Genomic DNA, 25,189 nt, shown 5'->3' on the forward strand with positions numbered 1-25,189 from the left:
TATGGCCCTTCATTTCGAACCGGAAGAATATAACGCGCGCCGTGACCGGCTGATGATGGTGATGGCCGAGCAGAAGCTTGATGCAGTCCTGCTGTTTGCCCAGGAGAGCATGTATTGGCTGACGGGTTATGACACATTCGGCTTCTGCTTCTTCCAGTGCCTCGTCGTCAAGGCTGACGGCAGCAACGTGCTGATGACACGTTCCGCCGATTTGAGACAGGCGCGGCAGACATCCAATATCGAAAACATCATCGTGTGGGCCGACCGCGACAACGCGAATCCTGCCGCCGATCTGCGCGAACTCCTCAACGATCTCGACTTGCTGGGCTGCCGCATAGGTATCGAATACCAGACACACGGACTAACGGCCGCCAATGGACGTAAACTCGACGAACAGCTCACCGCTTTTGGACACCTTGTCGACATATCGGGTGTCGTCGACAAATTGCGCCTCCTAAAGAGCCCCGCGGAAATCGTTTATAGTCGCCGGGCTGCGGAACTGAGTGACGAGGCCTTGGATGCTGCGCTGAAAATCATTAAGGCTGGCGCCGACGAAGGCGCAATCCTGGCAGCGATGCAATCGGCGATTTTCGCTGGCGGCGGAGATTACCCTGCCAACGAGTTCATAATCGGCTCGGGCGATGATGCACTTCTTTGCCGATATAAGTCAGGACGGCGTAAACTCACAAGAGCGGATCAGCTGACGCTGGAATGGGCCGGTGTTTATCGTCACTATCATGCGCCCATGATGCGCACTGTTCTTACGGGCAAGGTATCGAAACGGCATCAGGAATTGTATGACGCCGCCCACGAAGCGCTTGAGGCAGTTGAAGCTGCGATGACGCCCGACTTCACCTTTGGGGATGTATTCGATGCACATGCCAAGGTGATGGAGGCGCATGAACTGACCAAGCACCGGCTCAATGCCTGCGGGTACTCAGTCGGTGCCCGTTTTACGCCATCATGGATGGACATGCCCATGTTTTATTCAGGCAATCCGGAACGTATACAGCCGGACATGACCCTGTTTGCGCATATGATCATCATGGATTCCGACAGTCAGACGGCGATGACTCTGGGCCGAACATATCTTACAACCAATGGTCAGGCGGAACCGCTCTCGCGCCAATCACTTGACTTGATCGTAAAATAAAACTTTGGTCTGTTTCTGTTTGTAAAATGGGCGCGTGCGTGACCCATTACGGGGTTTGTTCAAGATGAAGTCTCGCAATTTGCTGACGTGCGTATTCGCATTGGTGGCCGGTCTCTCGCTAACGGCATGTAATAGTTCAGAATCCCCAATTGGTGTGACCAAAGCAGATCTGCCACCGACGCAACCGAGTCAGGCAGCTCCTGCCGCAGGCGCCCCGTCGACGCCGGCCCCTGCCACAACCACGCAGCCAGCCACGCCGGGTGCTCCAACCCCGGCACCGGCAGGTGCGAGTACTACAGCGGCTGGAGCAGCTCAGATGGCGCCATCAGGTGCCACACAGCGCACTGCAAAGCTGCGGTTCGCGCCGATCGTTGGAGCGCCGATAGCTGCAGCAACACCCCTGTCCCAGCGTCTCTCCGCTCTTGCGAAGGAAAAAGGCATCACCCTTGGCACAGCGGCGGAAACAGACAATACTCACATCATGAAGGGCTATTTTTCCGCGCTTCCTGACGGCAATCAGACAACGATTATCTACGTCTGGGACGTGCTCGATCCTGCAGGCACACGCCTGCACCGCATACAGGGGCAGGAGAAAGTTCCGGGAGGGGGAGCCGACCCATGGAGTACTGTCCCCGCGAAGGTTATGGAAGGTATCGCAGATAAGGCCATACAAGGATATCTGGCTTGGGTTTCCGGCGCCAAGACGTGACATATTTACACGGTTAAGCCGATAATCCGGCTCAACTGCACATGAATCCCGGCTGCCGGCTTGCAAACTGCGTCAGGCGCAGTAAAAGGCCCGCCATATCCTTTAATTGGCTACGCTCTGAAAAAGACGTGGGGAAAAGACGGAATGAAACTCTTCGCGGGCAATTCCAATCGGGTTCTTGCCGAATCTGTGGCCAAATATCTCAACATTCCGCTTGGAAAGGCGAGCGTTCGGCGCTTTGCCGATCAGGAAATCTTCGTCGAAATTCAAGAGAATGTGCGCGGCGAGGATGTCTTCGTCATGCAGTCGACGTCATTTCCGGCAAATGACCATCTGATGGAACTGCTGATAATGATCGACGCGTTCCGCCGTTCCTCGGCAAAGCGCATCACAGCCGTCCTTCCCTATTTCGGCTATGCGCGGCAGGACCGCAAACCCGGACCGCGCACGCCTATTTCCGCCAAGCTCGTTGCCAACCTGATCACGGAAGCCGGCGCAAACAGGGTCCTTACACTTGACCTCCATGCAGGGCAGATTCAGGGGTTCTTTGATATACCGACCGACAATCTCTACGCCGTACCGGTTATCGCGCGCGATGTCCGTGCACATTATGGCAAATCCAATGTCATGGTCGTTTCGCCCGACGTAGGCGGCGTGGTGCGTGCGCGATCACTTGCCAAACGCATCGACGCACAGCTTGCTATCGTCGACAAGCGCCGTGATCGTCCGGGAGAGTCGGAGGTCATGAACGTAATCGGTGACGTGCGCGGCAAAGACTGCCTGTTGTTCGACGACATTGTCGATTCCGGCGGCACTCTTTGCAATGCTGCCGAGGCGCTTCTTGCAAAGGGCGCCACCAGCGTTACCGCCTATATCACCCATGGTGTACTCTCAGGCGGAGCGGTCGCGCGCATCACAAGTTCCAAGCTCAGGGAACTCGTAATCACAGATTCCATTCAACCAACCCCTGCGATCGAGGCTGCTGCCAACATACGCGTATTGTCGATATCCGATCTCATCGGCGAGGCTGTCTCGCGCACGGCATCGGAAGAATCCGTATCCAGCCTGTTCGACTAGGCCATAAACGCCAGCAACAAACTTGCACATCGGTCTGCTTTCCGTTATAGAGCCGCCATCCGCGTAGACACCCTTGGAGGCAACGCGGAATGGAGCGGTCATTTCATCCGGTTCGGATGAGCGTGCGACCGCTTCATGTTTTTTCAACAGCCGATACGGCAGTCGAAGAACACTCCAGATTTGAACCTCGAAAGGAAATGCCATGAGCGAAGCATACGAGCTCAAGGCCGAGGCGCGCGAACGGGTTGGTAAGGGGTCCTCCCGGGAAATTCGCCGCAACGGTAAAGTGCCAGCTGTCATCTATGGTGACAAGCAGGCACCAGTCTCGATCACCCTCGACTACAAGACGCTATACTACAAAATTCACGGCGGCGGTTTCAAGACGACGATTGCCAATATCCTTCTGGATGGCAAGTCGATCCAGGTCCTTCCCAAGGACTTCCAGCTTGATCCTGTCAGTGACAAGCCAGTGCACGTCGACTTCCTGCGCGTAACGGCCAAGTCGGTCGTAAACGTGCATGTACCGATCCATTTCCTTCACGAGGAAGCTTCGCCAGGCATCAAGCGCGGTGGTGTTCTCAATATCGTACGTCACGATATTGAACTTCATGCCCCGGCCAATGCCATTCCGGACGCCATCGACATCGACCTGACTGGCACGCAAATTGGCGATTCGATTCACATCTCCGCCGTTACCCTGCCAAAGGGCGTAACATCGGTCATCCAGGATCGGGACTTCACCATCGCTACGATTGCGGCTCCCGCTGTTCTCGCCGCTGAGGAAGAGACGACTGAAGCAGTAGCCGAAACCGCTGAACCTGCGGAAAAAGAAGGCGAGTAATCGTCTTCTTTGATATTGGGAGCTAGGCACGTGCTGCTCATCGCAGGTCTTGGCAATCCGGGCTCCCAATATGCTGCCAACCGGCACAATATCGGCTTCATGGCGGCGGATGAAATACATCGCCGCCACAGCTTCTCTCCCTGGACCAAGAAGTTTCAGTCCCTCATCGCCGACGGGACCATCGACGGCGAAAAAACCATTCTTATCAAGCCGCAGACCTTCATGAATCTTTCGGGCCAAGCTGTTGGTGAAGCAATGCGCTTCTACAAGCTCGCCCTGCACGATCTTGTTGTCATTTATGATGAGCTTGATCTGGCGCCTGGCAAAGTGCGTGTAAAGACGGGCGGTGGCTCCGGCGGGCACAATGGCATCAAATCAATTGACGCCCACTGCGGAAAAGACTATCGCCGCGTCCGTATCGGCATTGGTCATCCGGGCGCCAAGGAAATGGTCACAAACCATGTACTCGGCAATTTTGCCAAGTCAGACAATGAATGGCTGCAACCGCTGTTCGATGCAATTGCAGCCAATGCGGGTTTGCTTGCCAAGAAGGACGATGCTGGTTTCATGAACCGCGTCTCGCTGGCTGTCGGCACAGGCAGCAAGTTTGATCGGGAAAAGGCTGAAAAGCTGATTTCAAAATCTACGGGCCAAAGTCACATCCGACAGGCGAGAAGCCAAAAACCTGCTATCGCCATTCCAAAATCCGGCCCCATGGCCGAAATGCTGAACAAACTTTTCGGCAAGAAAGAATAAGGATCGCATATTATGGGTTTCAAGTGCGGCATAGTTGGGCTGCCCAATGTCGGTAAGTCGACGCTTTTCAATGCCTTGACCAAAACTGCTGCTGCTCAAGCTGCAAACTATCCGTTCTGTACGATCGAGCCGAATACCGGTGAGGTTGCCGTACCAGATCCCCGCTTGCAGACGATTGCCAAGATCGGCAAATCTGCCAATATCGTGCCCACGCGCATCAGCTTTGTTGATATCGCCGGTCTTGTACGTGGTGCCTCAAAGGGCGAAGGTCTGGGCAATCAGTTCCTGGCCAATATTCGCGAAGTCGACGCGATTATCCACGTCCTGCGTTGCTTCGAAGATGACGACATCACCCATGTCGAGGGGCGTATCGATCCTGTTTCCGATGCAGAGACCGTCGAAACCGAACTCATGCTGTCGGACCTGGAAAGTCTGGAACGTCGCATTGTCCAATTCCGCAAGCGTGCGAGCAGCAAGGATAAGGAGGCGCTGACCGTGCTGCCTGTCATGGAACAGGCGCTGGCGCTGTTACAAGACGGCCAACCTGTCCGGTTTATGTTGAACGGCATTTCTGCAGCGGACCTTGCTATTCTACAGGATTTGAACCTCCTGACCTCCAAGCCCGTGCTTTACGTATGCAATGTTGCAGAGGAGGATGCAGCCACAGGCAATGAATATACTGAGGCTGTAGAAGAGATGGCTACAGGCCAGGGCGCCGAGACCGTAACGATCTCTGCGGCCATCGAAGCTGAGGTCGCGCAACTGCCGGAGCCAGAGGCGAAGGAATATCTTGAAGCCATGAATCTTGATGAGCCCGGGCTGGACCGCCTCATCCGCGCAGGGTACAGATTGCTTCACCTAATTACCTATTTCACGGTTGGTCCGAAGGAAGCGCGCGCCTGGACTGTAGAACGCGGGTCAAAGGCGCCACAGGCGGCGGGCGTTATCCACACGGATTTCGAACGGGGCTTTATTCGCGCCCAGACGATTGCCTATCAGGACTATGTTGCGCTCGGCGGCGAAGTACCTGCGAAGGAAGCTGGCAAGGCGCGCGACGAAGGCAAGGAATATGTCGTGCAAGATGGAGACATCATGCTTTTCAGGTTCAACACTTAACGTCAGGCGTTACATGAGAGAGCATTCTCCGCGCTATGCCTATGAGGATTTCGTTCCCGGTAGTGATTGGCCGCTGGGAGCCAAGCTCGTAACGGCTGAAGAGATCATCGATTTCGCCACCCAGTTCGACCCGCAGCCTTTTCATCTTGATGAAGCAGCAGGAAAGGCCAGCATTCTCGGAGGCCTGGCCGCCTCTGGGTGGCACACGGTGTCCATGTTCATGCGTATGCTGTGTGACGCGTACCTTCTGGATTCAACGTCGCAAGGCGCTCCCGGGATTGATTACGTGAAGTGGAAACAACCGGTTCTTGCCGGTGATACACTCATCGGCAAGACGACGATCCTAGAGCGACGGCTGTCCAAGTCCAAACCGTCGTTGGGGTTCGTCAAGCTGCATCATGCCCTATTCAACCAGAACGATGTGCTCGTTTGCGAACTGGAGCACACCGCGATGTTTTCTCTGCGGGAGCCGTCTTCGATATGAACGAATGGATCGAAGAATTTATCGGCGTTGAACGTGACCTCGGCACATACTCGTTCACGGCAGACGAGATCGTCAAATTTGCCACAAAGTACGATCCCCAGCGCTTTCACGTCGATCCTGAAGCTGCCAGGAAGAGTAATTTCGGGGCACTTTGCGCCTCTGGCTGGCATACCACCGCGGTCTGGATGCGGCTGAACGTCGAGGACATGAAGTCCGTGGTCAAGGCCGCTATGGCGCGCGGCGAGAAGCCGCCACAATTCGGGCCCTCTCCCGGTTTTGAAAATCTCAAATGGCTGAAGCCAGTCTACGCCGGCGATACGATCCGCTTCACACGTACTATAAAGAACGTCCGAGCACTTAAGTCCCGTCCTGGGTGGTCCATGATGCAAATGTACTCGGCGGCCTATAATCAGCGGGACGAAAAGGTGCTGGAATTCGATAGTGCGGCACTTATTGCGCTGCCGGAATAAGGTCAGTGGCCATCGAAGGCAATCAGAGTTCTAACATTCACGCCTAGAGCTTCGAGCTTTCGGCGGCCGCCGAGTTCCGGCAGATCAATGATGAAACAAGCGCTGACTATATCCGCACCCATTTGCTGCAACAGCTTCACTGCCCCCTCCGCGGTACCGCCGGTTGCAATAAGGTCGTCCACCAGTATGACCTTGTCGCCAGGCACAATGGCGTCTCGGTGCATTTCCATCTCGTCGATACCGTACTCAAGACTGTAGGCAATTCGCACCGTATCGTGCGGGAGCTTGCCCTTCTTGCGTATAGGCACAAATCCGGAGGAAAGCTGGTGTGCCATTGCCCCGCCGATGATAAAGCCTCGCGCTTCGATACCCGCCACCTTATCCACCTTACCGCCAGCATAAGGATGCACCAGCTCATCAACCGCCCGCCGGAAGGCGCGTGCATTACCGAGCAAAGTCGTAATGTCGCGAAACATAACACCGGGTTTTGGATAATCAGGAATGTTGCGGATAGCCTCAAACAGCGTCTGCTTCAGCGTTGAATCCATCTCTCAATCCTTCATACCGTCGATAGACACGATAATCTAATAATCTGCCTTCAAAAGAAAAGGGCGCAGCGCGCCCCCTTCAAACTCGGCATCTTCCGTCGATCAATGTTCGACGTCGGCCCAGATCCTGCGTTTGGCCACATAGACCAGACCTGCGAAAAGGATAAGGAAGACCATGACGCGGAAACCCGTCTTCTTGCGCTCTTCCAGATGCGGTTCTGCAGCCCACATCAGGAACGCTGCGATGTCCTGAGAATACTGAGACAGGGTTTGCGGTGCGCCATCATCGTAGGTCACTTGGCCATCCTGCAGAGGCTGTGCCATCGCAAGCGACTTAGCAGAGATAAAATGGGGATTATAGTGCGTACCCTCGGGTATCTGCATACCTTCGGGCGGAGTCTCACCATAGCCGGTAAGGAGGGCGTGAATGTAGTCAGGACCGCCTTCCTGATATTGCGTGGCAATGTCGGTTATGAAACGCGGAAAGCCGCGTTCAACTGCGCGCGCCTTGGCAATGAGAGAGAAATCAGGCGGCGCAGCACCGTTGTTAGCTGCAGCTGCCGCCTGCGCATTCGGAAATGGTGAGGGGAAATAGTCGGATGGAAGTGCCTTGCGAGTGAACATTTCACCCTCGGCATTGGGGCCATCCTGCACTTCGTACTCGGCGGCAAAAGCCTTCACCTGAGCTTCCGAATAGCCAAGTTCTTCAAGTGAACGGAAAGCGACCATATGCATCGAGTGGCAAGCAGAGCACACTTCCTTGTAGATTTTCAGACCGCGCTGTAGCTGCTGCTTGTCGTAGTGACCGAATGGACCGGCAAAAGACCACTGCATCTCTTCCGGCTCTTTGATCGGGAAATGCGTTGGTTCAGCAGCATTGTGTGCTTCTTCGGCAGCATTCACGGTGCCAAGCGCCAGCACAACACCGAGGCCGGCAGCAGCGAGACCGAGGAGGAGTTTTTTCATGTTTGAGCCCTTCACGATTCTCAAGCCCTGGTTTCCGGAGCGGCCGCAACACCGGCCGGTTGGCCGCCACTCCTGGTTTTCGCAAGCACCGCTTCGGTGATCGAGTTGGGCAAGCGCCGCGGTGTTTCGATCAGACCAAGGAGCGGCATCAGGACAATGAAGAAGCCAAAGTAGTAGGCAGTGCCAAGCTGGGAGAACAATGTGTACAAGCCCTCGGCAGGACGCGATCCCAGCCAGCCAAGCATGATGGCATTGGCGACGAAGAGCCAGAAGAACAGCTTATACCAAGGGCGGTAGACAGCAGAACGTATCTTCGATGTGTCTAACCACGGCACAATGAACAGGATTGCGATCGAACCGAACATCGTCAGGACGCCGCCGAGCTTGGAGTTGATCGGCCCGATGTTGAAGGTGATCGCGCGCAGCATCGCGTAAAACGGCAGGAAGTACCATTCAGGGACGATGTGAGCAGGCGTTTTTAGAGAGTCAGCCTGGATGTAATTGTCCGGGTGGCCCATGTAATTCGGTAGATAGAAGACAAAGTAGGCGAAGAGGATGAAGAAAATCACCATCCCAAATGCATCCTTGACGGTCGCATAGGGCGTGAAGGCAACAGTGTCGGTCTTGGATTTGACCTCGATGCCAGTAGGATTTGTCTGACCAGTGACGTGCAAGGCCCATACGTGCAGGACAACAACACCTGCAATCATGAACGGCAGCAGATAGTGCAGCGAGAAAAACCGGTTGAGCGTGGGATTGTCCACGGCAAAGCCACCAAGGAGCAACTGCTGGATCGGGTCGCCTATAACGGGGAATGCCGTGAAAAATCCAGTGATGACTGTTGCACCCCAGAAGGACATCTGTCCCCATGGCAAGACATAACCCATGAAGGCGGTCGCCATCATCAGGAGGAGTATGATCACTCCAAGAATCCACAACAGTTCGCGTGGCGCTTTGTAGGAGCCATAATAAAGCCCGCGGAAGATATGTACGTACACCGCCAGGAAGAACATGGATGCGCCGTTCGAGTGTAGATACCGCAGGAGCCAGCCCGAATTGACATCGCGCATGATCTTTTCCACGGAGTTGAATGCCAGCCCGACGTCCGCAGCGTAATGCATCGCCAAAACCACGCCGGTCAGTATCTGTGAAACCAGCATGATCGCCAGAATGCCACCAAATGCATAGGCATAGTTCAGATTGCGCGGAACTGGATAGGCGACAAAAGAATCATAGACCAGGCGCGGCAATGGCAGTCGCGCGTCGATCCACTTCTCGATGCCGGTGCCCGGCGTATAGGATGAATGTCCACCGCTCATGTCGTGTCTCCCCGTGGAACCTTAGCCGATCTTGATGACGGTGTCGGAAGTGAAAGTAAGTGGCGGGACTGGTAGATTTTCCGGCGCCGGGCCCGAGCGAATGCGTCCGGCAGTATCGTATACCGAACCATGGCAAGGGCAGAACCAACCGCCGAACTCTCCCTGCTGACCAAGCGGAATACAGCCGAGATGGGTGCATACACCAATCATTACCAGCCAGTTTTCCTTGTCCTTGGCAGCTGCACGGTCCGCGTCGGTTGCCTGCGCGTCGCTCGGCAGGTTGGCGTTGCGAGCGATCGGATCCTTCAATTGGCTCAGCTGGGTGTTTTTTGAATCAGAAATTTCCTGCGGCGTCCGGTTGCGAATGAAGACCGGCTTTCCACGCCACTTCACCGTCAGTGACATGCCGGGCTGAACAGCCGAAACATCAACTTCGATGGACGAGACCGCCAAGGTCGACGCGTCTGGCCGCATCTGATCGATGAATGGCCAGGCAAAAGCTCCCGCACCGACCACACCGGCCATACCAGTCGCAATATAGAGGAAGTCACGCCGTGTCGGCTCGGTCGTATCGTGTGCGCTCACGGGGCCTGTTCCTTTCCGAATAACAACGCAGCAGAAGACTCCGTTTTGTCAGCACAATAGAAGACTGGCCCAAGAACTGAGCACTGCGGAATCCCCAACATATGGCGTGGTTTCTAAGCATGTCGCTTGAGCTTGTCCAGCCTGACAGCGTCACAAGGGCAGGATGTCGCAGGGATATGCCGCTACACAGGTCATGCCCTTCAAAGCACGCCGATTGAGCGGGACAGAGCTGTCAGATATCACCGCAATGCATGTCAAAAACCCTATCCCAGCTACTCCGCGGCTTCCTGGTCATCGACGCCCAAAAATCCGCCTGATTGACGCGCCCACAGCGAGGCGTAAATTCCCTTGGCGGCGATGAGTTGCTCGTGGCTTCCGCTTTCGACAATCTGCCCCTTGTCCATCACGATGAGCCGGTCAAGGGCCGCAATGGTGGATAGCCGATGCGCAATCGCTATAACAGTTTTCCCCTGCATGAGCCGATAGAGATTGTCCTGTATCGCCGCCTCCACCTCCGAATCGAGCGCTGACGTTGCCTCGTCCATGATGAGGATAGGAGCATCCTTGAGCATAACGCGGGCAATGGCAATCCGCTGGCGCTGCCCGCCGGAAAGCTTTACGCCTCGCTCGCCGACATGAGCATCAAAGCCGCGCCTGCCCTTGGCATCGGAGAGTTCCTCGATGAAGCGATCGGCTTGGGCATTTGTCACAGCTCGCAACATCATTTCTTCGGACGCGTCAGGACGACCATATAACACATTGTCGCGGACCGACCGATGCAGGAGCGATGTGTCCTGGGTCACCATTCCTATGTGCGCGCGCAACGAATCCTGTGAGACCTTCGAAATGTCTTGCCCATCGATAAGTATGCGTCCGCTTTCAAGATCATAGAACCTCAGCAATAGATTGACCAAGGTTGATTTGCCAGCACCGGATCGCCCCACCAGGCCGATTTTCTCGCCGGGGCGAATGTCGAGTGACAGACGGTCGATGATACCGGCGCCCTTGCCATAGTGGAAGCCGATCGAATCGAACCTGATCGCGCCGGCAGTTACCTTGAGTTCCGGTGCGTTTGGCGCGTCCGGGACAAGACGAGGCAAGGAGATGGAAGTGATGCCATCCTCGACGGTTCCTATGTTCTCGAACAGAGCCGACATCTCCCACATGATCCATTGCGACATGCCGTTGAGACGAAGAACCAGGCCGATACCCACCGCTACGGCACCAACCGAGATCGCTGAACCGAGCCACAACCAGATGGCGATGCCACCGACGGAAAAAAGCAGCAGACAGTTCATTGCATAAAGAGAGAAGTGAAAGCTCGTCACCAGCCGCATCTGCCGGTGAACGGTTGTAAGAAAATTCTCCAGACCCTCTCGCGCATAGCTTTCTTCGCGCTTGGAGTGAGAAAACAGCTTCACTGTCGCGATGTTTGTATAGCTGTCGACAATTCTGCCAGTCATCGTGGAACGCGCGTCTGCCTGCCGTTCTGAAACCAGGCGAATTTTGGGGATGAAGTAGCGAAGCAGGCCGATATAGACGAGAAGCCAGATGACGAAAGGCAGCATGAGCCGCAGGTCCGCCGCAGCTGCAATGATCAACGTCCCGGTGAAATAGACAATGACGTAGTTAAGAACGTCAAGCAGTTTCATGACGGTTTCCCGAACCGCCAGCGATGTCTGCATGAGCTTGGTTGAAACGCGTCCGGCAAATTCGTCCTGGAAGAAAGTCATGGACTGCCGGATAAGGTACCGATGCACCATCCAGCGGATGCGCATTGGATAATTCCCGAGCAAAGTCTGATGAATGATCAGCGAATCCAGTAGCACGACACCGGGCATCACGATCAGCACCACGCCTGCGATGAGAGCGAGTTTCAGCCCTTCATCTGCCAGGAATGTTTCGCGCGAATGACTGGAAAGCCAATCGACGATATTGCCCATGAAAGCAAACATCGAGACTTCGAGCACAGCGATCAACGCCGTGCAGACAGCCATAATGGCGATCCACCGCCAAGCCCCCTGGGTGTAGTGGAAGCAAAATGCGACAAGAGTCCTTGGCGGCTCAGCCGGTTCTGCGGGGGGAAATGGCTCGAGCCTCTCTTCAAACCAGCGAAACATTGTTAAAACCTCATGGCACTGTCGGCGGCGTCGACTTCATGGAGAATATATCTTTGACTTCATCACATGGCGACCTTCGCGTCGCACTCTATCAGCCTGACATCCCGGGCAACACGGGCACTATACTGCGCATGGCGGCTTGCTTTGGCATTGGCGTAGACATCATCGAACCGGCTGGCTTCGACATCTCTGATCGTGCGCTGAAGCGAGCCGGCATGGACTACGTTGAACAGGCAACCCTGACCCGTCACGCCAATTGGCGGCAGTTCCAGGAATGGCGGCTCGGTGAGAAACGCCGAGTTCTGCTGTTCTCCACCAAGGCAGCAGAGGCTTACACACAGTTCACATTCAAGCCCGGCGACATTCTTCTGTTTGGCAGGGAATCAGCAGGTGTTCCGGAGGACGTTCACCAGTCCGCAGACGCGAGGCTGATCATCCCCATGGTTTCCGGTGCCCGTTCACTCAATCTGGCGCTTTCAGCAGCAATTGCCACGGCCGAAGCTCAAAGGCAGTTTTCTTGCCTCCGCTGACAATCCGCCAGCCATTGCTGGCCGGCGGATCACCTTTCCAAGCAGTCCTTGTCAGTCGATCTGGGTGGCCTTGCCGCCTTCCCATTTATAGAAGACAAAAGCCGGTGTATTCAGATCACCTGTGCTGGAATAGCTGAGGTCGCCTGCCACTGTCGGAAATGCTTCACCCGACTTGATCTTTGCTGCAACCTCGGTTGGCTCAGCCGAACCGGCCTTTTCTATGCCTCCTGCGATGACTTGCAAAGCGGCATAGGCATTGAGCGTGAAGGCTTCGGCCGGAATGTTCTTGGCCTGGAGCGCTTCCACGACCTTCGATGCTGCAGGGTTCTTGGTCGGATCGGCACTGTTGGTGAACAATGTGCCTGCCGCGGCTTCTCCGCCGATGGCCCAATATTCGGTGTTCGACAAGCCATCAGGGCCGACGAGCTGAGCCTTGATGCCTTGATCGTTCAACTGACGTGCAATAAGCCCGCCCTCGGCATGGTAGCCGCCGAAATAGATCACGTCTGCTTTTTCGGACTTGATGCGGGTAATGAGCGCGCTGTAGTCCTTCTCACCAGCGTTGATGCCTTCGAACACCACTTCGGTGACCCCGCCTTTGTTGAGTACGGCTTTCAACCCATTGGCAATACCCGTCCCATAGGGTGTTTTGTCATAGACAATGGCAATGCGTTTATCCTTGAACTTGTCCAGCATATATTTGCCGGCGACATCAGCCTGTTGATCATCGCGGCCGCAGGTGCGGAACACGGTTTCAAGACCACGCGTCGTCAGATCCGGCGTGGTGGCCGTTGGTGTAACCATAACGATGCCGTTTTCAGCCAGTACGTCCGACACCGGCATGGCGACGCCCGAGGTAACGGGACCAACTACGAACTTGATACCCTCCCCCACGACCTGATTGGCGACCGACACACCCTGCTTGGGTTCGCCCGCGTCGTCGAAGACCTTCGTCACGATCTTTTCGCCTTTGATACCGCCGGCGGCATTGATGGCTTCTGCAGCACTTTCGACGCCGTTCTTCACCTGCAGCCCATAAGCCGCAACTGGTCCAGTCACAGGCGCTATGATGCCGACGACGATGTCTGCCTTCGCAAACGACGTCATAGCCACTACGGCAGCTAATGCCACGCTAGAGATCAACGATAAGCGCATTGTTTCCTCCTTGGATTTCTTATGCGTCCCGGACGATTCTCCGGTGCTGGGAAAGTTCTACTGGCTTTGAAAATGCCTGTCAGCCGTGAACAAGGCTAAAACCTACAAAACGATCGAAAATACTTATTTATTTTTGGAATTGGCCTCTAAATCGCGGGATAGATCAATTCCTTGCGAAATATCATCAATTTTATTGTTGAAACGGTACTTTTTCGTTCACTCGGCGTTCGGCAGGCGACGCATCGTGAACTCTATGATGTCGCCCGGACGTTCGTACCAGCTTTCGATTTCCGTCCAATAGGCCGCTTTAGGATATTGTTCGAACCACTCGCGAGCCTTTTCCCTGGCCGCGATCCTTGGCAACTTGAAGCTCTCACGAACGAATGCACCGCGTTGCTGGCTGGATGAGCCTTCGCGGCTTTCCTTCAATCTCCTGCGTAAACCGTCTAGCGGCGGTTTCGGGTATTGCGACCGGGGGGCTTTGGAGACCATATCTATCCCTCACTGAACCCTACAATCATTAGATTATGTACTGTGTGGCCGGAAAACGAGTCATTTTTTCAAGGATGTGAGGAATGAGCGGCAGGGCCTTCCTTTTGGCTCCGCGTTGATGTGATAATGTCGGGGCGAAAAAGGATTCTTTGCAATGGATCGTCCAGACATTCCCGCCGCGCTTCCCGATGCGCTCGATGAGAAAAAAGCCGAAGCCACTGCTTGGTTCATGGAATTGCGTGACAAGATTTGCGCCAGCTTCGAGCAGCTTGAAGACGAACTGCAAGGGCCACTCTCGGATCGGGAACCGGGCCGCTTCAAACAGACGCCTTGGCAGCGTGACGAGGGAAAGGGCGGCGGGGGCGTTATGTCGCTGATGCACGGCCGCGTCTTTGAAAAGGTTGGTGTTCACACCTCTACAGTGCATGGCGAGTTCTCGCAGGAGTTCCGCAAACAGATTCCAGGAGCCGACGAGGACCCACGCTTCTGGGCATCGGGCATTTCTTTGATTGCTCATCCTCAAAGTCCCTTGGTCCCGGCAGTGCATATGAATACGCGTATGGTTGTGACAACGAGGCAGTGGTTCGGGGGTGGCGCCGACCTGACGCCTGTTCTCGAGCGAAAGCGATCCCAGGACGACCCGGACACGCTGGCATTTCACAAGGCGATGAAATTTGTTTGCGACAAGCATTCGACGTCCGCCGACTACGAAAAATTCAAGTCGTGGTGCGACGAATATTTCTATCTTCCTCATCGCAAGGAACCACGTGGGACGGGTGGAATTTTCTACGACTGGCTGCATTCTCCGGAAGAAACCGGGGGCTACGCTGCGGACTTCAACTTTACGCGCGATGTAGGAAGAGCCTTCTCCGTAGTTTATCCCTATCTCGTGCGGCAGAATTTCAATCTGGACTGGACAGATGCCGACCGCCAGGAGCAGCTTGTACGCCGCGGGCGCTATGTTGAATTCAATCTGCTTTATGATCGTGGGACAATCTTCGGGCTGAAAACCGGTGGGAACGTCGAATCCATTCTTTCATCGATGCCGCCTACGGTCAAATGGCCCTGACCACGACATTCGGGGGATCAATCTGATCCTTCATGCGTTATGCTACCCGCTTGGTGCGGCTGATGCGCCGTGCTGTTGTGAACCGGGCACGCTTCTTTTGCGAGCTCACAACAGGGAGAAACGCCATGAGAGAACTCGATTGCATTGTCCCCGGGTGCCAGTGGCACACACGCCACGACACCGACTCTGAAATCATTCGCCGCGCAACCGAGCACTTGCGGGACACGCACGGCGAACAGGTCATCCGCGAGTCTATGCTCGAAACCATCAAGGCGAATATTGTGCCTTCCAAGGGCCAAGCCGCCTGATCAGGCCTTTCCCGCATACTCGGGAATTTTGTTCAGCAATTTATCCCGCTCGAGGGTGAAACCGGATCGAATCCACTCATCCTCCAGGGCGCGTTGAACTGCGCCTATCTCTGGCCCTTTTTTGAAACCCGCAGCGACAATATCTCCTCCGGAGATCGGGAATATCGGCTTTTCGTAAATCTCCAGATAGTCGAGCAGTTTGGATAAGTAGCCTGCTCTCCTCATGGCCGCATCGTCGTTGAGCGCCCCGGCACGTGCAGTAACCAGCGCAAGCCGAAGGCGGTCGCGCATGCCCTGTTTGTCGCAGCGGTATAATATCTTGGCGAAAGCCGGCTCGGAAATATCCGGCTGAGGCGATGTCGTTGCCGCCCAGGCCTCCAGCCGTCCGCGCTCGCTATTGGACAGTTTGAGCTTCTCCGCGATATCTGCGATACGGTCAGGCTGTGGCGGGATGATACTTTCAAGGCGAAGGAGCGCATCCGCTTCCCACTTGAGATCCTGTTCGGCTTTTACCAATGCATGGATCGTGTCTATGCCCCATTTCTCGCTTTCCGGCAAAGCGACTGTCAGAACGCCAGCTTGCCGCATCCATAACAGCGCGCGCGAAGGATCCGGCGCCGACAGCAATTTCTTCAGTTCTGTCCAGATCCGTTCTGCGGAAAGTCGCGTCAGGCCGTCCTTCATTCGCGCGCAGGCCTTCAAGCCTTCGCTTTCGGGTCTGCCGCGTCCATACCATGCGAAGAAACGGAAGAAGCGCAGGATGCGTAGATAATCTTCTCGAATTCGCTGCTCGGGATCTCCGATGAAACGCAGTGTGCGGCTCTCGATGTCTGCAAGTCCGCCTACGAGATCGACAACGGTTCCATCGGCGTCAGCGTATAATGCATTGATGGTGAAATCTCGCCGCGACGCGTCCGCATGCCAGTCGCGGCCGTAGGCCACCTCTGCATGCCTCCCGTCGGTTTCGAGATCAGCCCGCAAGGTGGTAACCTCGAAGGCCTTTCCATCTGCAACAACCGTGATAGTCCCATGATCAATGCCAGTTGGCACGACCTTGAAGCCGGCAACTGCCGCACGTCGTGATGTCTCGCCGGGGGGACAGGTCGTCGCGATATCGATATCAGATACTTCCTGCCCCAAGAGAGTGTTACGGACCGCGCCACCCACGATGCGCGCGGCTTCGCCGTCAGCAGCGAGCGCGGATAGCAACCGTTGCAACGACGGGTCTTCAAGCCAGTCAGCTTTGCCGGCAATTGAAACAGTACTGCTCAAGAATAGAGCCTTTCATAAAGTGTCCGAATAATACCGGCCGTCACGCCCCAGATGAAGCGGTCGCCAAATGGCATCGTATAATAGAACCGTTCCTTGTCCTGCCAAACCCGGCTTTCGCGACGATGGTTTTCCGGGTTCATAAGGAAAGACAAGGGAACCTCGAAAACATCGGCAACTTCATCAGGATTCGGCGCAAGGTCGAAAGGAGGTTTCACAAGGCCGAGAACCGGCGTGATGGAATAGCCTGTGGTGGTCAGATAGCGCGGCAAACGCCCGATGACTTCTACGTGGCGCCCTTCAAGCCCGATCTCCTCATGCGCTTCGCGCAGCGCAGCTTTTTCCGGCTGAAAATCATCTTCGGGATCGATCGCGCCACCTGGGAAGGCAACCTGCCCTGAATGCTTGCGCATGTTTGCATTGCGGAGAGTGAGTATCACGCCCGCCTCATCGCCCCGATCCACAATCGGCACGAGCACCGCCGCGTCACGTAGCGGATTGGCCGATATGAGGGCATCAAGTTCGGGATTGAGCAGATGATCTCCGTGGTCCCGGTCCAGAGATTCCTTACCCTTGAGCGCTACGCGCCTCGCGAAGGCGCGGGCGGAAAAACCTTCATCCAATGGTGTGATCTGGTTCATCGGGTCAGCTTTTCCAGTTCACCTGCCGCCATAATCGGGAACACTTCGCCTTTCGAGCGGAGCGCAAACATTGGCGTTCCGTCGACATCTATTTCCTCGCCATGGGCGATGAGTTCATACATGACTGGCCGGGCAAGCAGTGCTTCAAGCCGCCCCCGGACCAATATGTAGGGTTTCAACCCACCATTTTCATCGTCGATAACGAAGCGCAGCGGGTTGCTCCGACCCGCCTCGACTATGTCACCGACATTTGTGCGAAACGTCATCACCTGCTCAACACCCTCACCGGAAACATTAAGCTCGACAGCCAGAAAATGCGCGTCTTCGACGCGGATACCAACCTTCTCGACAGGTGTTACCAGATAGGTCCGTCCATCAGCGTCCTTCCGCAGGACGGTCGAAAACAAGCGCACAAGCGGCTGTCGCCCTATCGGAGTTCCCATGTAGAACCAGGTACCATCTGCTCTGATCTCCATGTCGAGATCACCACAAAAGGGAGGATTCCACTTGTCAACGGGCGGTAAACCCTTGGTTCCGGTAACAGCACGAGAGACGAGTGCTTCGAGTCCCGTGGCAGCGTGCAAACTGCTGTCTGGCTGTGTCATGAACCGACCTTATTTCTCTACACGTCACGAAATAGTCAACGTTGGGCTGCTTGTCAGCATGTCATAGTGACTTAGAGTTATTTTTAGCTAGAGTCATCTAAGGCAGACTCTGAACAGATACCAGTGGTGAGGTGACCCGATGACCATGATCAAACCTGAGGTACCGTCAGATCCCAAGGCAATGATTGCCGAGGCAGAGAGAGCCCTTGCAGATATAGCAAAGATCAAGGCGGGCATCGGGACTGTGATATTCGGTCAGGAGAGTGTGATAGAACGCACGCTCGTCGCATTGCTCGCGGGCGGACACGCTCTTCTCGTGGGTGTTCCAGGCTTGGCGAAGACGAAGCTGGTGGAAACGCTCGGGACCGTTTTGGGGCTCGACGATCGCCGCATACAGTTCACACCGGACCTTATGCCGTCAGACATTCTTGGTTCCGAAGTCATGGAACAGGACGACAATGGAAAACGGTATTTCCGCTATGTGAAGGGCCCCATATTTGCTCAATTGCTCATGGCGGACGAAATTAATCGCGCTTCACCTAGAACGCAGTCGGCGCTCCTGCAGGCCATGCAGGAATACCATGTCACGATTGCAGGCGAGCGGCACGACTTACCGCAACCTTTTCACGTGTTGGCAACGCAGAACCCGCTGGAGCAGGAAGGCACCTATCCGTTGCCCGAGGCGCAGCTCGATCGCTTTTTGATGCAGATCGATATTCTTTATCCCGAGCTCGAAGCCGAACGCCGCGTGCTGATTGAAACGACCGGCACATCCGATGCCAGGGCAGAAAAGACGATTGACGCGGAACGCCTCCGCGATATGCAGCAGCTGATCCGCCGCATGCCAGTACCGGAAGGCGTGGTTGATGCCATCCTCAAACTCGTCCGTTCTGCCCGGCCCGGAGCAGACAACGATATTGCGAAGAAATTCATTTCCTGGGGCCCCGGTCCTCGCGCGAGCCAAGCCTTGATGCTTTGTGCCCGCGCCCGCGCGCTCTACGATGGGCGTCTTGCCCCATCAGTCGACGATGTGAAAGCGCTCGCAGAACCTGTGCTCCAGCACCGGATGGCCTTGACATTCGCCGCGCGTGCCGACGGAATGAACATTCGCGATGTTATCGGCAATCTCACCAAAGTTGCCCTCTGATGGCAGCAATTGGCGCGCAGGTTCAAAGGGCCGAGACGGGAGACTCTCTTGCGCGAGCCCGTCAACGCGCTGCTCTGCTACCTGACCTCCTCGTTGAAGCACGCCGCATTCTGAATACCGTCAACACCGGCTGGCATGGCCGGCGCAAGAGCGGCGTTGGTGAAACGTTCTGGCAGTTCCGACCTTACGCTCAGGGCGAGGCGATCTCGCGTATCGATTGGCGTCGTTCTGCTCGTGACGACCGAACCTATATCCGCGATCAGGAATGGGAAGCCGCCCACACAGTGTGGCTGTGGGCCGATTCTTCCCCTTCCATGCTCTACAAGTCAGAACACGCGCCTGTTTCCAAAGAATCCCGCGCGCTCGTACTAGTGCTGGCTTTGTGCGAGCTTTTGTCGCGCAGTGGTGAGCGCATCGGGTTCCCGGGCGTTACGGATCCTATCTCTGCTCGAAACGGCGCCGAGCGTCTGGCAACGTTGCTCGCCCACACGTCTACTCTGCAGCCACAGCCCGATTTTAGCAAAGTGCGGCGTTTTTCCGATGTAGTGCTTGTCAGCGATTTTCTCGAGCCTGTCGAAGATACGCTGGCTCTTCTTCAGCGTTTGGTTCAGGCAGGCGCCCGCGCACACCTCATAGAGGTCTATGATCCAGCTGAAGAAGATTTCCCCTATAAGCGGCGAACCGAATTTCTTGATCCGGAAACAGGTGAATCGCTAACGTTCGGGCGAGCTGAGGACTACGCGGAGGATTATCGGCGCTTATTTTATGCCCGGCGCGAAACAATCAGCAACTTCTGCAGACGTCTCGGCTGGAGCTACACGGCGAACCGTACCGATCGTCTGGCTTCCGATGCACTCGTGTCGGTTCACATGAATATGACTGCGAGCATCGGCTATGAAGGGAACGGCGCATGAATGCACTGCCCTTGGCCTTTGGAGCTCCCGCTATCCTCGCCGGACTAATCGCCCTTCCGATTATCTGGTGGCTGCTACGAGTTACCCCTCCTCGGCCGGTTACGGAAATATTCCCGCCTCTCAAGATTTTGGCGCAGCTTCTGAAGAAGGAAGAGACACCCAATAAAACTCCATGGTGGATGACGCTGCTTCGGCTATTGCTTGCAGCGTCCGTCATATTCGCGCTGTCGGAGCCGGTATGGAATCCGCGTGCCGAAACATTGACCGGCAACGACCCGGTCGCAATCGTTCTCGACAATGGCTGGGCCTCAAATGAGGAGTGGACCGCGCGCAAGGATTCGGCCGAGCGGCTGATTGCCGATGCGGAAAAGTCTGGAGCGCTGATCTACATCCTAGGCACGGCTGAAAAGGTCAATACCGATATCGGCCCGTTCGATGCCAATACTGCACTTGAGCGGGTGCGGGCCATGGCGGTGCGCTCAATTCCCGTTGACCGGCAAGCGGCGTTCGCACGGTTGAAAACGACATTGGCGAACGCTCCCCGCACAAGAATTGCCTACCTGAACGATGGCGTTGATACGCCCCGGGCAGCCGACGCCATCAAGTCGCTCGAGAGTTTAAACGTCGGCTCCATGCTCTGGTACCAGCCTTCGATAACATCATTGGTCGCCCTGCGTCAGACCATCAACAATGCCAACGGGCTGACTGTCCGTGCGGTTCGCGCCAGCGATGACCGAGGTCAGAACGGCATCACGATCGGAGCCTTCGATGAAAAAGGCCGTAGGATCGCTGAAACGGGCCTTGTTTTCGCTGCGGGCGAGACAACAGCGGAAGCCGTTATCAATGCGCCCTATGAATTGCGCAACGACTTCCACACTTTGCGCGTCGACGGCACTGCGCAAGCAGGGGCGACTTATCTCATCGACGAGAACAACAAACGCAGGCGGGTTGCCTTGCTTTCCGGATCAGAGGCGGATCTGTCGCAGCCCCTGCTCTCGCCTCTCTATTATATTTCAAGGGCTTTAGAGCCGTTTGCGGATCTTCTCCGGCCCAGAAGTCCTGAGCTCGTACGCGCTGTGCCTGAACTTCTTGAACAAAAGCCATCTGTGGTCATTATGGCCGATATCGGCAAGCTTCCTCCAGAGGCAGAGAGAGCCTTGGGCGACTGGGTCAACAAGGGCGGAACGCTGATCCGCTTCGCAGGTCCGCGCCTCGCCGGCAACAGCGACGAGGATCCGCTGCTGCCAGTCACGTTGCGGAAGGGAGAGCGCTCATTGGGCGGCACTCTGTCATGGAAGGAATCGCAACCCGTTGCAGCTTTTCCAGAAAATGGGCCTTTCGCCGGACTTCCCACCCCTCAGGACGTAACGGTAACGCGGCAGGTATTGGCGGAACCATCATCGGATCTTTACGACAAGAGCTGGGCCAATCTTGCCGACGGCACTCCCCTTGTGACCGGAGAGACACGAGAACGCGGTCAGTTGGTTCTATTTCATGTTACGCCTCAGGCAACGTGGTCGAACCTTCCGATTAGCGGAAGCTTTGTCGACATGCTGCACCGCCTCGTTTCCTTGTCGAACGCAACTGGTCCCTTGGCGAATGACAATAGCGCTAGTGGCTCACGGGCTCTGCCGCCCTATCTTACATTGGCCGCGGACGGCTCTTTGACGCCGCCAAAAGGCGACACCAAGCCGTTACTCCTCAAAAGTGGTGCAAGTCCTCAGGTTACTTTCGACAATCCTCCTGGTTTTTATGGTGTCGAGGACGCTATGACGGCATTGAATCTCTTCAAGCCAGACGGCGAAATAACGCCCTTGGTTCGGCCTGAATTGCAGTTTCCCGTGACGACCGCGCGATACGCCGTGGATGAATCCTTGCCACTGCGCGGCCCGCTTCTCGCCCTGGCAGCGCTGTTGCTGGCGCTCGATGCGATCGCAATCCTTTGGTTGGGCGGTCATTTGCGCCGCCGCTATCGCACCGCTGCAGCGGCCTCACTCGCAGTACTCCTTTTACCGGCCTTTCTTGTCTTTGGACCGTCTCCCGCTTTTGCCCAGCACAATGATGAGAAACCCGGGGATCAATCTATTCTGGACGCGGTGAATGTAACCCACCTCGCCTACGTCATCACTGGGGATGGAGCGGTGGACGATGTCAGCAAGGCGGGCCTGCTTGGCCTTTCGAAGGCCCTTTCAGACAGTACGGCGCTTGAACCGGGTGAACCGATCGGAGTCAACCCGGCAACTGATGACCTCGCCTTCTACCCCTTGATCTACTGGCCCGTCGACCCTGCAGCCAGAATGCCCGCGCCGGAGGCGATTGCCAAAATTGATGCTTATATGCAGCAGGGCGGAACTGTTTTGTTCGATACGCGCGACCAGGATGCCGCAGCTGTCAGCTTCGACAATTCCACCACGCCAGCCAATCAAAGACTGCGCGACATCCTCTCCGGGCTCAATATACCACCGCTTGAGCCCGTTCCCAGCGACCACGTGCTGACCAAATCTTTTTACATCTTGCAAGATTTTCCAGGCCGCTATCGTGGCAGTCCCTTGTGGGTACAGGCATCGCAGCCCGCCGAACCCCGCGCCGACCGACCAGTACGTGCCGGCGATGGTGTCACGCCCATCATGATAACGGGAAATGATTTCGCTGGAGCATGGGCTGCAAACGCCGAAGGCTCACCGCTTTATCCGACCATCCCCAATGACCCGATGCAACGTGTTTACGCATACCGGGCGGGCATCAATATCGTCATGTACATGCTTACGGGCAACTACAAATCTGACCAGGTACACGTTCCGGACCTCCTGCAACGGCTGGGAAACTAGAACATGTACCTTTCTCTTGATTTCCAGCCTCTCGTTTCAGATACCCTCCTGGTACTTTTGCTGGTGCCGCTCATTGCGTTGACCTTGGCCGGGATCTATTTCCGCCAGCGCGGCAGCCTGGTCCGACTGTTGGCCGTGGTCGCACTTGGTATGGCACTGTTCAATCCGATTGTCGTGAATGAAGAACGCGAACCGGTGAAGAGCGTTGTTGCGGTAATAGCTGATCGGAGCCAGAGCCAGGCTATCGGCGATCGCACGGCAGATACTGATGCAGCCCTGAAGGAGGTTCAATCCGAGCTCGGACGCCTGCCGCAGTTCGAAGTTCGAACAGTTGAAACTGGACGCCCAACGGAGAACGATGACGCAACCTCGACGCGCCTGTTCCAGGCGTTGAACGGCGCATTGCGCGATGTACCACCCACGCGCATCGGCGGCGCCATAATGATAACCGACGGTCAGGTTCACGACATCCCGGCCAATATAGGCGGCCTCGGGTTCAACGCTCCGGTGCATGGATTGATTACCGGAACTCCAAGTGAGATCGACCGGCGTATTCAGTTTGTTCGCGCCCCACGTTTCGGATTGACGGGTAAACCGCAGCAGATGACATACAAGGTCACCGCAGCAGGCGAGGCCGACGGAGCCCGGGCGCGCGTCGAGGTTCGTGTGAACGGCAATGAGGTAAGCAGCCAGGACGCCATTATAGGGCAAGAGATGCCGCTTGAGGTCACACTGCCGCGCGCCGGGATCAACATTGTCGAGATCGTCGTGGACGCGGTGCCCGATGAACTGACGCTAGTGAACAACCGCGCCGTCGCCATGGTCGATGGTATTCGTGAAAATCTCCGCGTTCTTCTTGTCTCAGGCGAGCCGCACAATGGCGAGCGCACATGGCGCAACCTCCTGAAGTCTGACGCGTCCGTTGACCTCGTACACTTCACGATTTTGCGCCCTCCCGAGAAGCAGGATTCGACCCCGATCAACGAACTTTCGTTGATCGCGTTCCCGACACGGGAGCTGTTCGTCGATAAAATAGAACAATTTGATCTCATCATTTTCGATCGCTACCAGCACCGGGACGTGCTGCCGCTGCTCTATTATGATTATATCAACGACTACGTTCAAAAAGGCGGAGCACTGCTTATCGCCGCGGGTCCCGAATATGCCGGTAACATGTCTATCGCGAATACGCCCCTTTTGTCCGTACTGCCCGCTACCCCTACCGGCAACATCGAAGATAAAGCTTTTTATCCACGCCTGAGCGAATTGGGTAAGCGTCACCCCGTGACGCGCGGCCTCGAAGGCAGCACGCAAGAGCCGCCCCGCTGGAGCCGCTGGTTCCGAGTCATCGATGTCAATCAGCCTGAAGGCACCACGGTCATGGACGCCGGCGACAAACCGTTGCTGGTGCTTAATCACGTTGGCGAAGGCCGCGTCGGGATGTTCCTTTCCGATCAGGGCTGGCTATGGGCGCGAGGCTTCGAGGGCGGCGGCCCGCATGCTGCGCTTTACCGGCGCATCGCGCACTGGCTCATGAAAGAGCCGGAATTGGAAGAAGAGGCGCTGACAGCAAACGGCAGCGGCCGAAATCTCGAAATTCGGCGGCAGACCATGCAGAAGACCGCCAATCCTGCCAGTATAATCACGCCATCCGGCAAGACGCGATCCATTCCGCTTACCGAGACAGAGCCGGGAGTCTTTACAGCTTCCGTAACGACTGATGAAATCGGTCTTTACCAGGTTGCCAATGGCGAATTGACAACGCTCGCCCATGTCGGTCCGGTCGATGCACCGGAATTCAGCGACAATGTTTCGACGACCACCAAACTTGATCCGCTCGCACGTGAGACAGGGGGCGGTACGCGCCGGCTGCGCGTAACGGCAGATCAGAGCGGGATCGAGGTCCCGAACATCGTTGCCTCACGCGGTATGGCCAGCGCAAGTGGCGACAACTGGATCGGCCTCCGCCCAACGAATGAAACCGTTCTAAAAAGCGTCGACCGGTTGCCGTTATTTTCGGGTTTTCTTGGTCTGGCTGCAATGATTCTGGTACTCGGCGGTATGTGGTACCGCGAAGGCAAATAACG

The 25,189-nt window shown here is 56.0% G+C and carries 25 protein-coding genes; 15 read left to right on the forward strand and 10 right to left on the reverse strand.

Annotated elements, in window-relative coordinates:
* The first annotated feature begins 1 nt into the window (after position 1).
* The 8 genes from CU100_RS21205 (at position 2) to CU100_RS21240 (ending at position 6,606) form a co-directional block, all read left to right on the forward strand.
* Entirely contained in the window at positions 2-1,153 is a 1,152-nt protein-coding gene (locus CU100_RS21205; RefSeq protein ID WP_106718551.1) for a M24 family metallopeptidase, read from the forward strand.
* Between the two features lie 316 nt (positions 1,154-1,469).
* Positions 1,470-1,862 carry a hypothetical protein gene (locus CU100_RS27365; protein ID WP_245419153.1) on the forward strand — a complete coding sequence of 131 codons (393 nt, stop codon included), beginning with the start codon at positions 1,470-1,472 and terminating at the stop codon, positions 1,860-1,862.
* A gap of 144 nt (positions 1,863-2,006) precedes the next feature.
* Positions 2,007-2,939: a ribose-phosphate pyrophosphokinase gene (locus CU100_RS21215; protein WP_106718553.1), complete on the forward strand. Its 933-nt coding sequence runs from the start codon at positions 2,007-2,009 to the stop codon at positions 2,937-2,939.
* A gap of 202 nt (positions 2,940-3,141) precedes the next feature.
* The gene (locus tag CU100_RS21220; protein ID WP_106718554.1) at positions 3,142-3,780 is read left to right on the forward strand and encodes a 50S ribosomal protein L25/general stress protein Ctc; all 639 of its coding nucleotides are present in this window, start codon (positions 3,142-3,144) and stop codon (positions 3,778-3,780) included.
* Positions 3,781-3,810: 30 nt separating this feature from the next.
* A complete protein-coding gene (gene pth, locus CU100_RS21225) occupies positions 3,811-4,536 on the forward strand; it encodes an aminoacyl-tRNA hydrolase (protein WP_106718555.1) in 726 nt (241 codons plus the stop codon).
* Positions 4,537-4,548: 12 nt separating this feature from the next.
* A complete protein-coding gene (gene ychF / locus CU100_RS21230; protein WP_106718556.1) occupies positions 4,549-5,652 on the forward strand; it encodes a redox-regulated ATPase YchF in 1,104 nt (367 codons plus the stop codon).
* A gap of 13 nt (positions 5,653-5,665) precedes the next feature.
* Positions 5,666-6,136, forward strand: a complete 471-nt coding sequence (locus CU100_RS21235; protein WP_106718557.1) for a MaoC family dehydratase — start codon at positions 5,666-5,668, stop codon at positions 6,134-6,136.
* Positions 6,133-6,606: a MaoC family dehydratase gene (locus CU100_RS21240; RefSeq protein WP_106718558.1), complete on the forward strand. Its 474-nt coding sequence runs from the start codon at positions 6,133-6,135 to the stop codon at positions 6,604-6,606. Before CU100_RS21235 ends, CU100_RS21240 begins: the two co-directional genes overlap by 4 nt.
* A gap of 2 nt (positions 6,607-6,608) precedes the next feature.
* On the opposite strand, the gene CU100_RS21245 is transcribed toward CU100_RS21240, so the two are convergent.
* The 5 genes from CU100_RS21245 to CU100_RS21265 form a co-directional block, all read right to left on the reverse strand.
* The gene (locus tag CU100_RS21245) at positions 6,609-7,154 is read right to left on the reverse strand and encodes an adenine phosphoribosyltransferase (protein ID WP_106718559.1); all 546 of its coding nucleotides are present in this window, start codon (positions 7,152-7,154) and stop codon (positions 6,609-6,611) included.
* A gap of 102 nt (positions 7,155-7,256) precedes the next feature.
* Positions 7,257-8,120: a cytochrome c1 gene (locus CU100_RS21250; protein ID WP_106718560.1), complete on the reverse strand. Its 864-nt coding sequence runs from the start codon at positions 8,118-8,120 to the stop codon at positions 7,257-7,259.
* A 20-nt stretch (positions 8,121-8,140) separates the two neighbouring features.
* Entirely contained in the window at positions 8,141-9,439 is a 1,299-nt protein-coding gene (locus CU100_RS21255; protein ID WP_106718561.1) for a cytochrome b, read from the reverse strand.
* A gap of 21 nt (positions 9,440-9,460) precedes the next feature.
* Positions 9,461-10,024, reverse strand: a complete 564-nt coding sequence (petA, locus tag CU100_RS21260) for a ubiquinol-cytochrome c reductase iron-sulfur subunit (protein ID WP_106718562.1) — start codon at positions 10,022-10,024, stop codon at positions 9,461-9,463.
* 272 nt (positions 10,025-10,296) lie between these two features.
* Positions 10,297-12,144, reverse strand: a complete 1,848-nt coding sequence (locus tag CU100_RS21265) for an ABC transporter ATP-binding protein (protein ID WP_106718563.1) — start codon at positions 12,142-12,144, stop codon at positions 10,297-10,299.
* A gap of 38 nt (positions 12,145-12,182) precedes the next feature.
* Here CU100_RS21265 and CU100_RS21270 point away from each other — a divergent pair, with 38 nt between their 5' ends.
* Positions 12,183-12,674, forward strand: coding sequence for a tRNA (cytidine(34)-2'-O)-methyltransferase (locus tag CU100_RS21270; RefSeq protein ID WP_106718702.1), 492 nt, complete (start codon positions 12,183-12,185; stop codon positions 12,672-12,674).
* A gap of 51 nt (positions 12,675-12,725) precedes the next feature.
* On the opposite strand, the gene CU100_RS21275 is transcribed toward CU100_RS21270, so the two are convergent.
* Complete coding sequence (locus CU100_RS21275) at positions 12,726-13,829, reverse strand: ABC transporter substrate-binding protein (RefSeq protein ID WP_106718564.1); 1,104 nt, start codon at positions 13,827-13,829, stop codon at positions 12,726-12,728.
* Between the two features lie 216 nt (positions 13,830-14,045).
* Positions 14,046-14,321, reverse strand: a complete 276-nt coding sequence (locus CU100_RS21280) for a hypothetical protein (RefSeq protein ID WP_106718565.1) — start codon at positions 14,319-14,321, stop codon at positions 14,046-14,048.
* 154 nt (positions 14,322-14,475) lie between these two features.
* Here CU100_RS21280 and hemF point away from each other — a divergent pair, with 154 nt between their 5' ends.
* Both hemF and CU100_RS21290 read left to right on the forward strand, forming a co-directional pair.
* Positions 14,476-15,390 carry an oxygen-dependent coproporphyrinogen oxidase gene (gene hemF, locus CU100_RS21285; RefSeq protein ID WP_106718566.1) on the forward strand — a complete coding sequence of 305 codons (915 nt, stop codon included), beginning with the start codon at positions 14,476-14,478 and terminating at the stop codon, positions 15,388-15,390.
* A 125-nt stretch (positions 15,391-15,515) separates the two neighbouring features.
* Entirely contained in the window at positions 15,516-15,698 is a 183-nt protein-coding gene (locus CU100_RS21290) for a DUF1059 domain-containing protein (RefSeq protein WP_106718567.1), read from the forward strand.
* On the opposite strand, the gene CU100_RS21295 is transcribed toward CU100_RS21290, so the two are convergent.
* Genes CU100_RS21295 through CU100_RS21305 form a run of 3 tightly spaced genes read right to left on the reverse strand, consistent with a single transcriptional unit; the run spans position 15,699 to position 18,213 of the window.
* Positions 15,699-16,970 carry a CCA tRNA nucleotidyltransferase gene (locus CU100_RS21295; protein WP_106718568.1) on the reverse strand — a complete coding sequence of 424 codons (1,272 nt, stop codon included), beginning with the start codon at positions 16,968-16,970 and terminating at the stop codon, positions 15,699-15,701. It abuts the gene before it with no gap.
* Positions 16,967-17,608 carry a CoA pyrophosphatase gene (locus CU100_RS21300; RefSeq protein WP_106718569.1) on the reverse strand — a complete coding sequence of 214 codons (642 nt, stop codon included), beginning with the start codon at positions 17,606-17,608 and terminating at the stop codon, positions 16,967-16,969. Before CU100_RS21300 ends, CU100_RS21295 begins: the two co-directional genes overlap by 4 nt.
* Entirely contained in the window at positions 17,605-18,213 is a 609-nt protein-coding gene (locus CU100_RS21305; RefSeq protein ID WP_106718570.1) for a DUF1285 domain-containing protein, read from the reverse strand. The genes CU100_RS21300 and CU100_RS21305 overlap by 4 nt, the downstream gene beginning before the upstream one ends.
* A gap of 139 nt (positions 18,214-18,352) precedes the next feature.
* Here CU100_RS21305 and CU100_RS21310 point away from each other — a divergent pair, with 139 nt between their 5' ends.
* The 4 genes from CU100_RS21310 to CU100_RS21325 are packed head-to-tail and all read left to right on the forward strand — an operon-like array spanning position 18,353 to position 25,187.
* A complete protein-coding gene (locus CU100_RS21310; RefSeq protein WP_106718571.1) occupies positions 18,353-19,360 on the forward strand; it encodes an AAA family ATPase in 1,008 nt (335 codons plus the stop codon).
* Entirely contained in the window at positions 19,360-20,274 is a 915-nt protein-coding gene (locus tag CU100_RS21315) for a DUF58 domain-containing protein (RefSeq protein ID WP_106718572.1), read from the forward strand. The genes CU100_RS21310 and CU100_RS21315 overlap by 1 nt, the downstream gene beginning before the upstream one ends.
* Positions 20,271-23,102: a DUF4159 domain-containing protein gene (locus CU100_RS21320; protein ID WP_106718573.1), complete on the forward strand. Its 2,832-nt coding sequence runs from the start codon at positions 20,271-20,273 to the stop codon at positions 23,100-23,102. Before CU100_RS21315 ends, CU100_RS21320 begins: the two co-directional genes overlap by 4 nt.
* A gap of 3 nt (positions 23,103-23,105) precedes the next feature.
* Positions 23,106-25,187 (forward strand): hypothetical protein, encoded by a 2,082-nt coding sequence (locus CU100_RS21325; protein ID WP_106718574.1) that lies wholly within the window; start codon positions 23,106-23,108, stop codon positions 25,185-25,187.
* The last annotated feature ends 2 nt before the right edge of the window (positions 25,188-25,189 follow it).

It is taken from the genome of Phyllobacterium endophyticum, from assembly GCF_003010935.1.
In the GTDB taxonomy this organism is placed as follows: domain Bacteria; phylum Pseudomonadota; class Alphaproteobacteria; order Rhizobiales; family Rhizobiaceae; genus Phyllobacterium; species Phyllobacterium endophyticum.

Bases quoted from the DNA above. Each gene is read 5' to 3' on its own strand.
- CU100_RS21205 (WP_106718551.1), top strand. From the start codon at position 2: ATGGCCCTTCATTTCGAACCGGAAGAATATAACGCGCGCCGTGACCGG.
- CU100_RS27365 (WP_245419153.1), top strand. From the start codon at position 1,470: ATGGCGCCATCAGGTGCCACACAGCGCACTGCAAAGCTGCGGTTCGCG.
- CU100_RS21215 (WP_106718553.1), top strand. From the start codon at position 2,007: ATGAAACTCTTCGCGGGCAATTCCAATCGGGTTCTTGCCGAATCTGTG.
- CU100_RS21220 (WP_106718554.1), top strand. From the start codon at position 3,142: ATGAGCGAAGCATACGAGCTCAAGGCCGAGGCGCGCGAACGGGTTGGT.
- ychF (WP_106718556.1), top strand. From the start codon at position 4,549: ATGGGTTTCAAGTGCGGCATAGTTGGGCTGCCCAATGTCGGTAAGTCG.
- CU100_RS21235 (WP_106718557.1), top strand. From the start codon at position 5,666: ATGAGAGAGCATTCTCCGCGCTATGCCTATGAGGATTTCGTTCCCGGT.
- CU100_RS21240 (WP_106718558.1), top strand. From the start codon at position 6,133: ATGAACGAATGGATCGAAGAATTTATCGGCGTTGAACGTGACCTCGGC.
- CU100_RS21245 (WP_106718559.1), bottom strand. From the start codon at position 7,154: ATGGATTCAACGCTGAAGCAGACGCTGTTTGAGGCTATCCGCAACATT.
- CU100_RS21250 (WP_106718560.1), bottom strand. From the start codon at position 8,120: ATGAAAAAACTCCTCCTCGGTCTCGCTGCTGCCGGCCTCGGTGTTGTG.
- CU100_RS21255 (WP_106718561.1), bottom strand. From the start codon at position 9,439: ATGAGCGGTGGACATTCATCCTATACGCCGGGCACCGGCATCGAGAAG.
- CU100_RS21265 (WP_106718563.1), bottom strand. From the start codon at position 12,144: ATGTTTCGCTGGTTTGAAGAGAGGCTCGAGCCATTTCCCCCCGCAGAA.
- CU100_RS21270 (WP_106718702.1), top strand. From the start codon at position 12,183: ATGGAGAATATATCTTTGACTTCATCACATGGCGACCTTCGCGTCGCA.
- CU100_RS21275 (WP_106718564.1), bottom strand. From the start codon at position 13,829: ATGCGCTTATCGTTGATCTCTAGCGTGGCATTAGCTGCCGTAGTGGCT.
- CU100_RS21280 (WP_106718565.1), bottom strand. From the start codon at position 14,321: ATGGTCTCCAAAGCCCCCCGGTCGCAATACCCGAAACCGCCGCTAGAC.
- hemF (WP_106718566.1), top strand. From the start codon at position 14,476: ATGGATCGTCCAGACATTCCCGCCGCGCTTCCCGATGCGCTCGATGAG.
- CU100_RS21290 (WP_106718567.1), top strand. From the start codon at position 15,516: ATGAGAGAACTCGATTGCATTGTCCCCGGGTGCCAGTGGCACACACGC.
- CU100_RS21300 (WP_106718569.1), bottom strand. From the start codon at position 17,608: ATGAACCAGATCACACCATTGGATGAAGGTTTTTCCGCCCGCGCCTTC.
- CU100_RS21305 (WP_106718570.1), bottom strand. From the start codon at position 18,213: ATGACACAGCCAGACAGCAGTTTGCACGCTGCCACGGGACTCGAAGCA.
- CU100_RS21310 (WP_106718571.1), top strand. From the start codon at position 18,353: ATGACCATGATCAAACCTGAGGTACCGTCAGATCCCAAGGCAATGATT.
- CU100_RS21315 (WP_106718572.1), top strand. From the start codon at position 19,360: ATGGCAGCAATTGGCGCGCAGGTTCAAAGGGCCGAGACGGGAGACTCT.
- CU100_RS21320 (WP_106718573.1), top strand. From the start codon at position 20,271: ATGAATGCACTGCCCTTGGCCTTTGGAGCTCCCGCTATCCTCGCCGGA.
- CU100_RS21325 (WP_106718574.1), top strand. From the start codon at position 23,106: ATGTACCTTTCTCTTGATTTCCAGCCTCTCGTTTCAGATACCCTCCTG.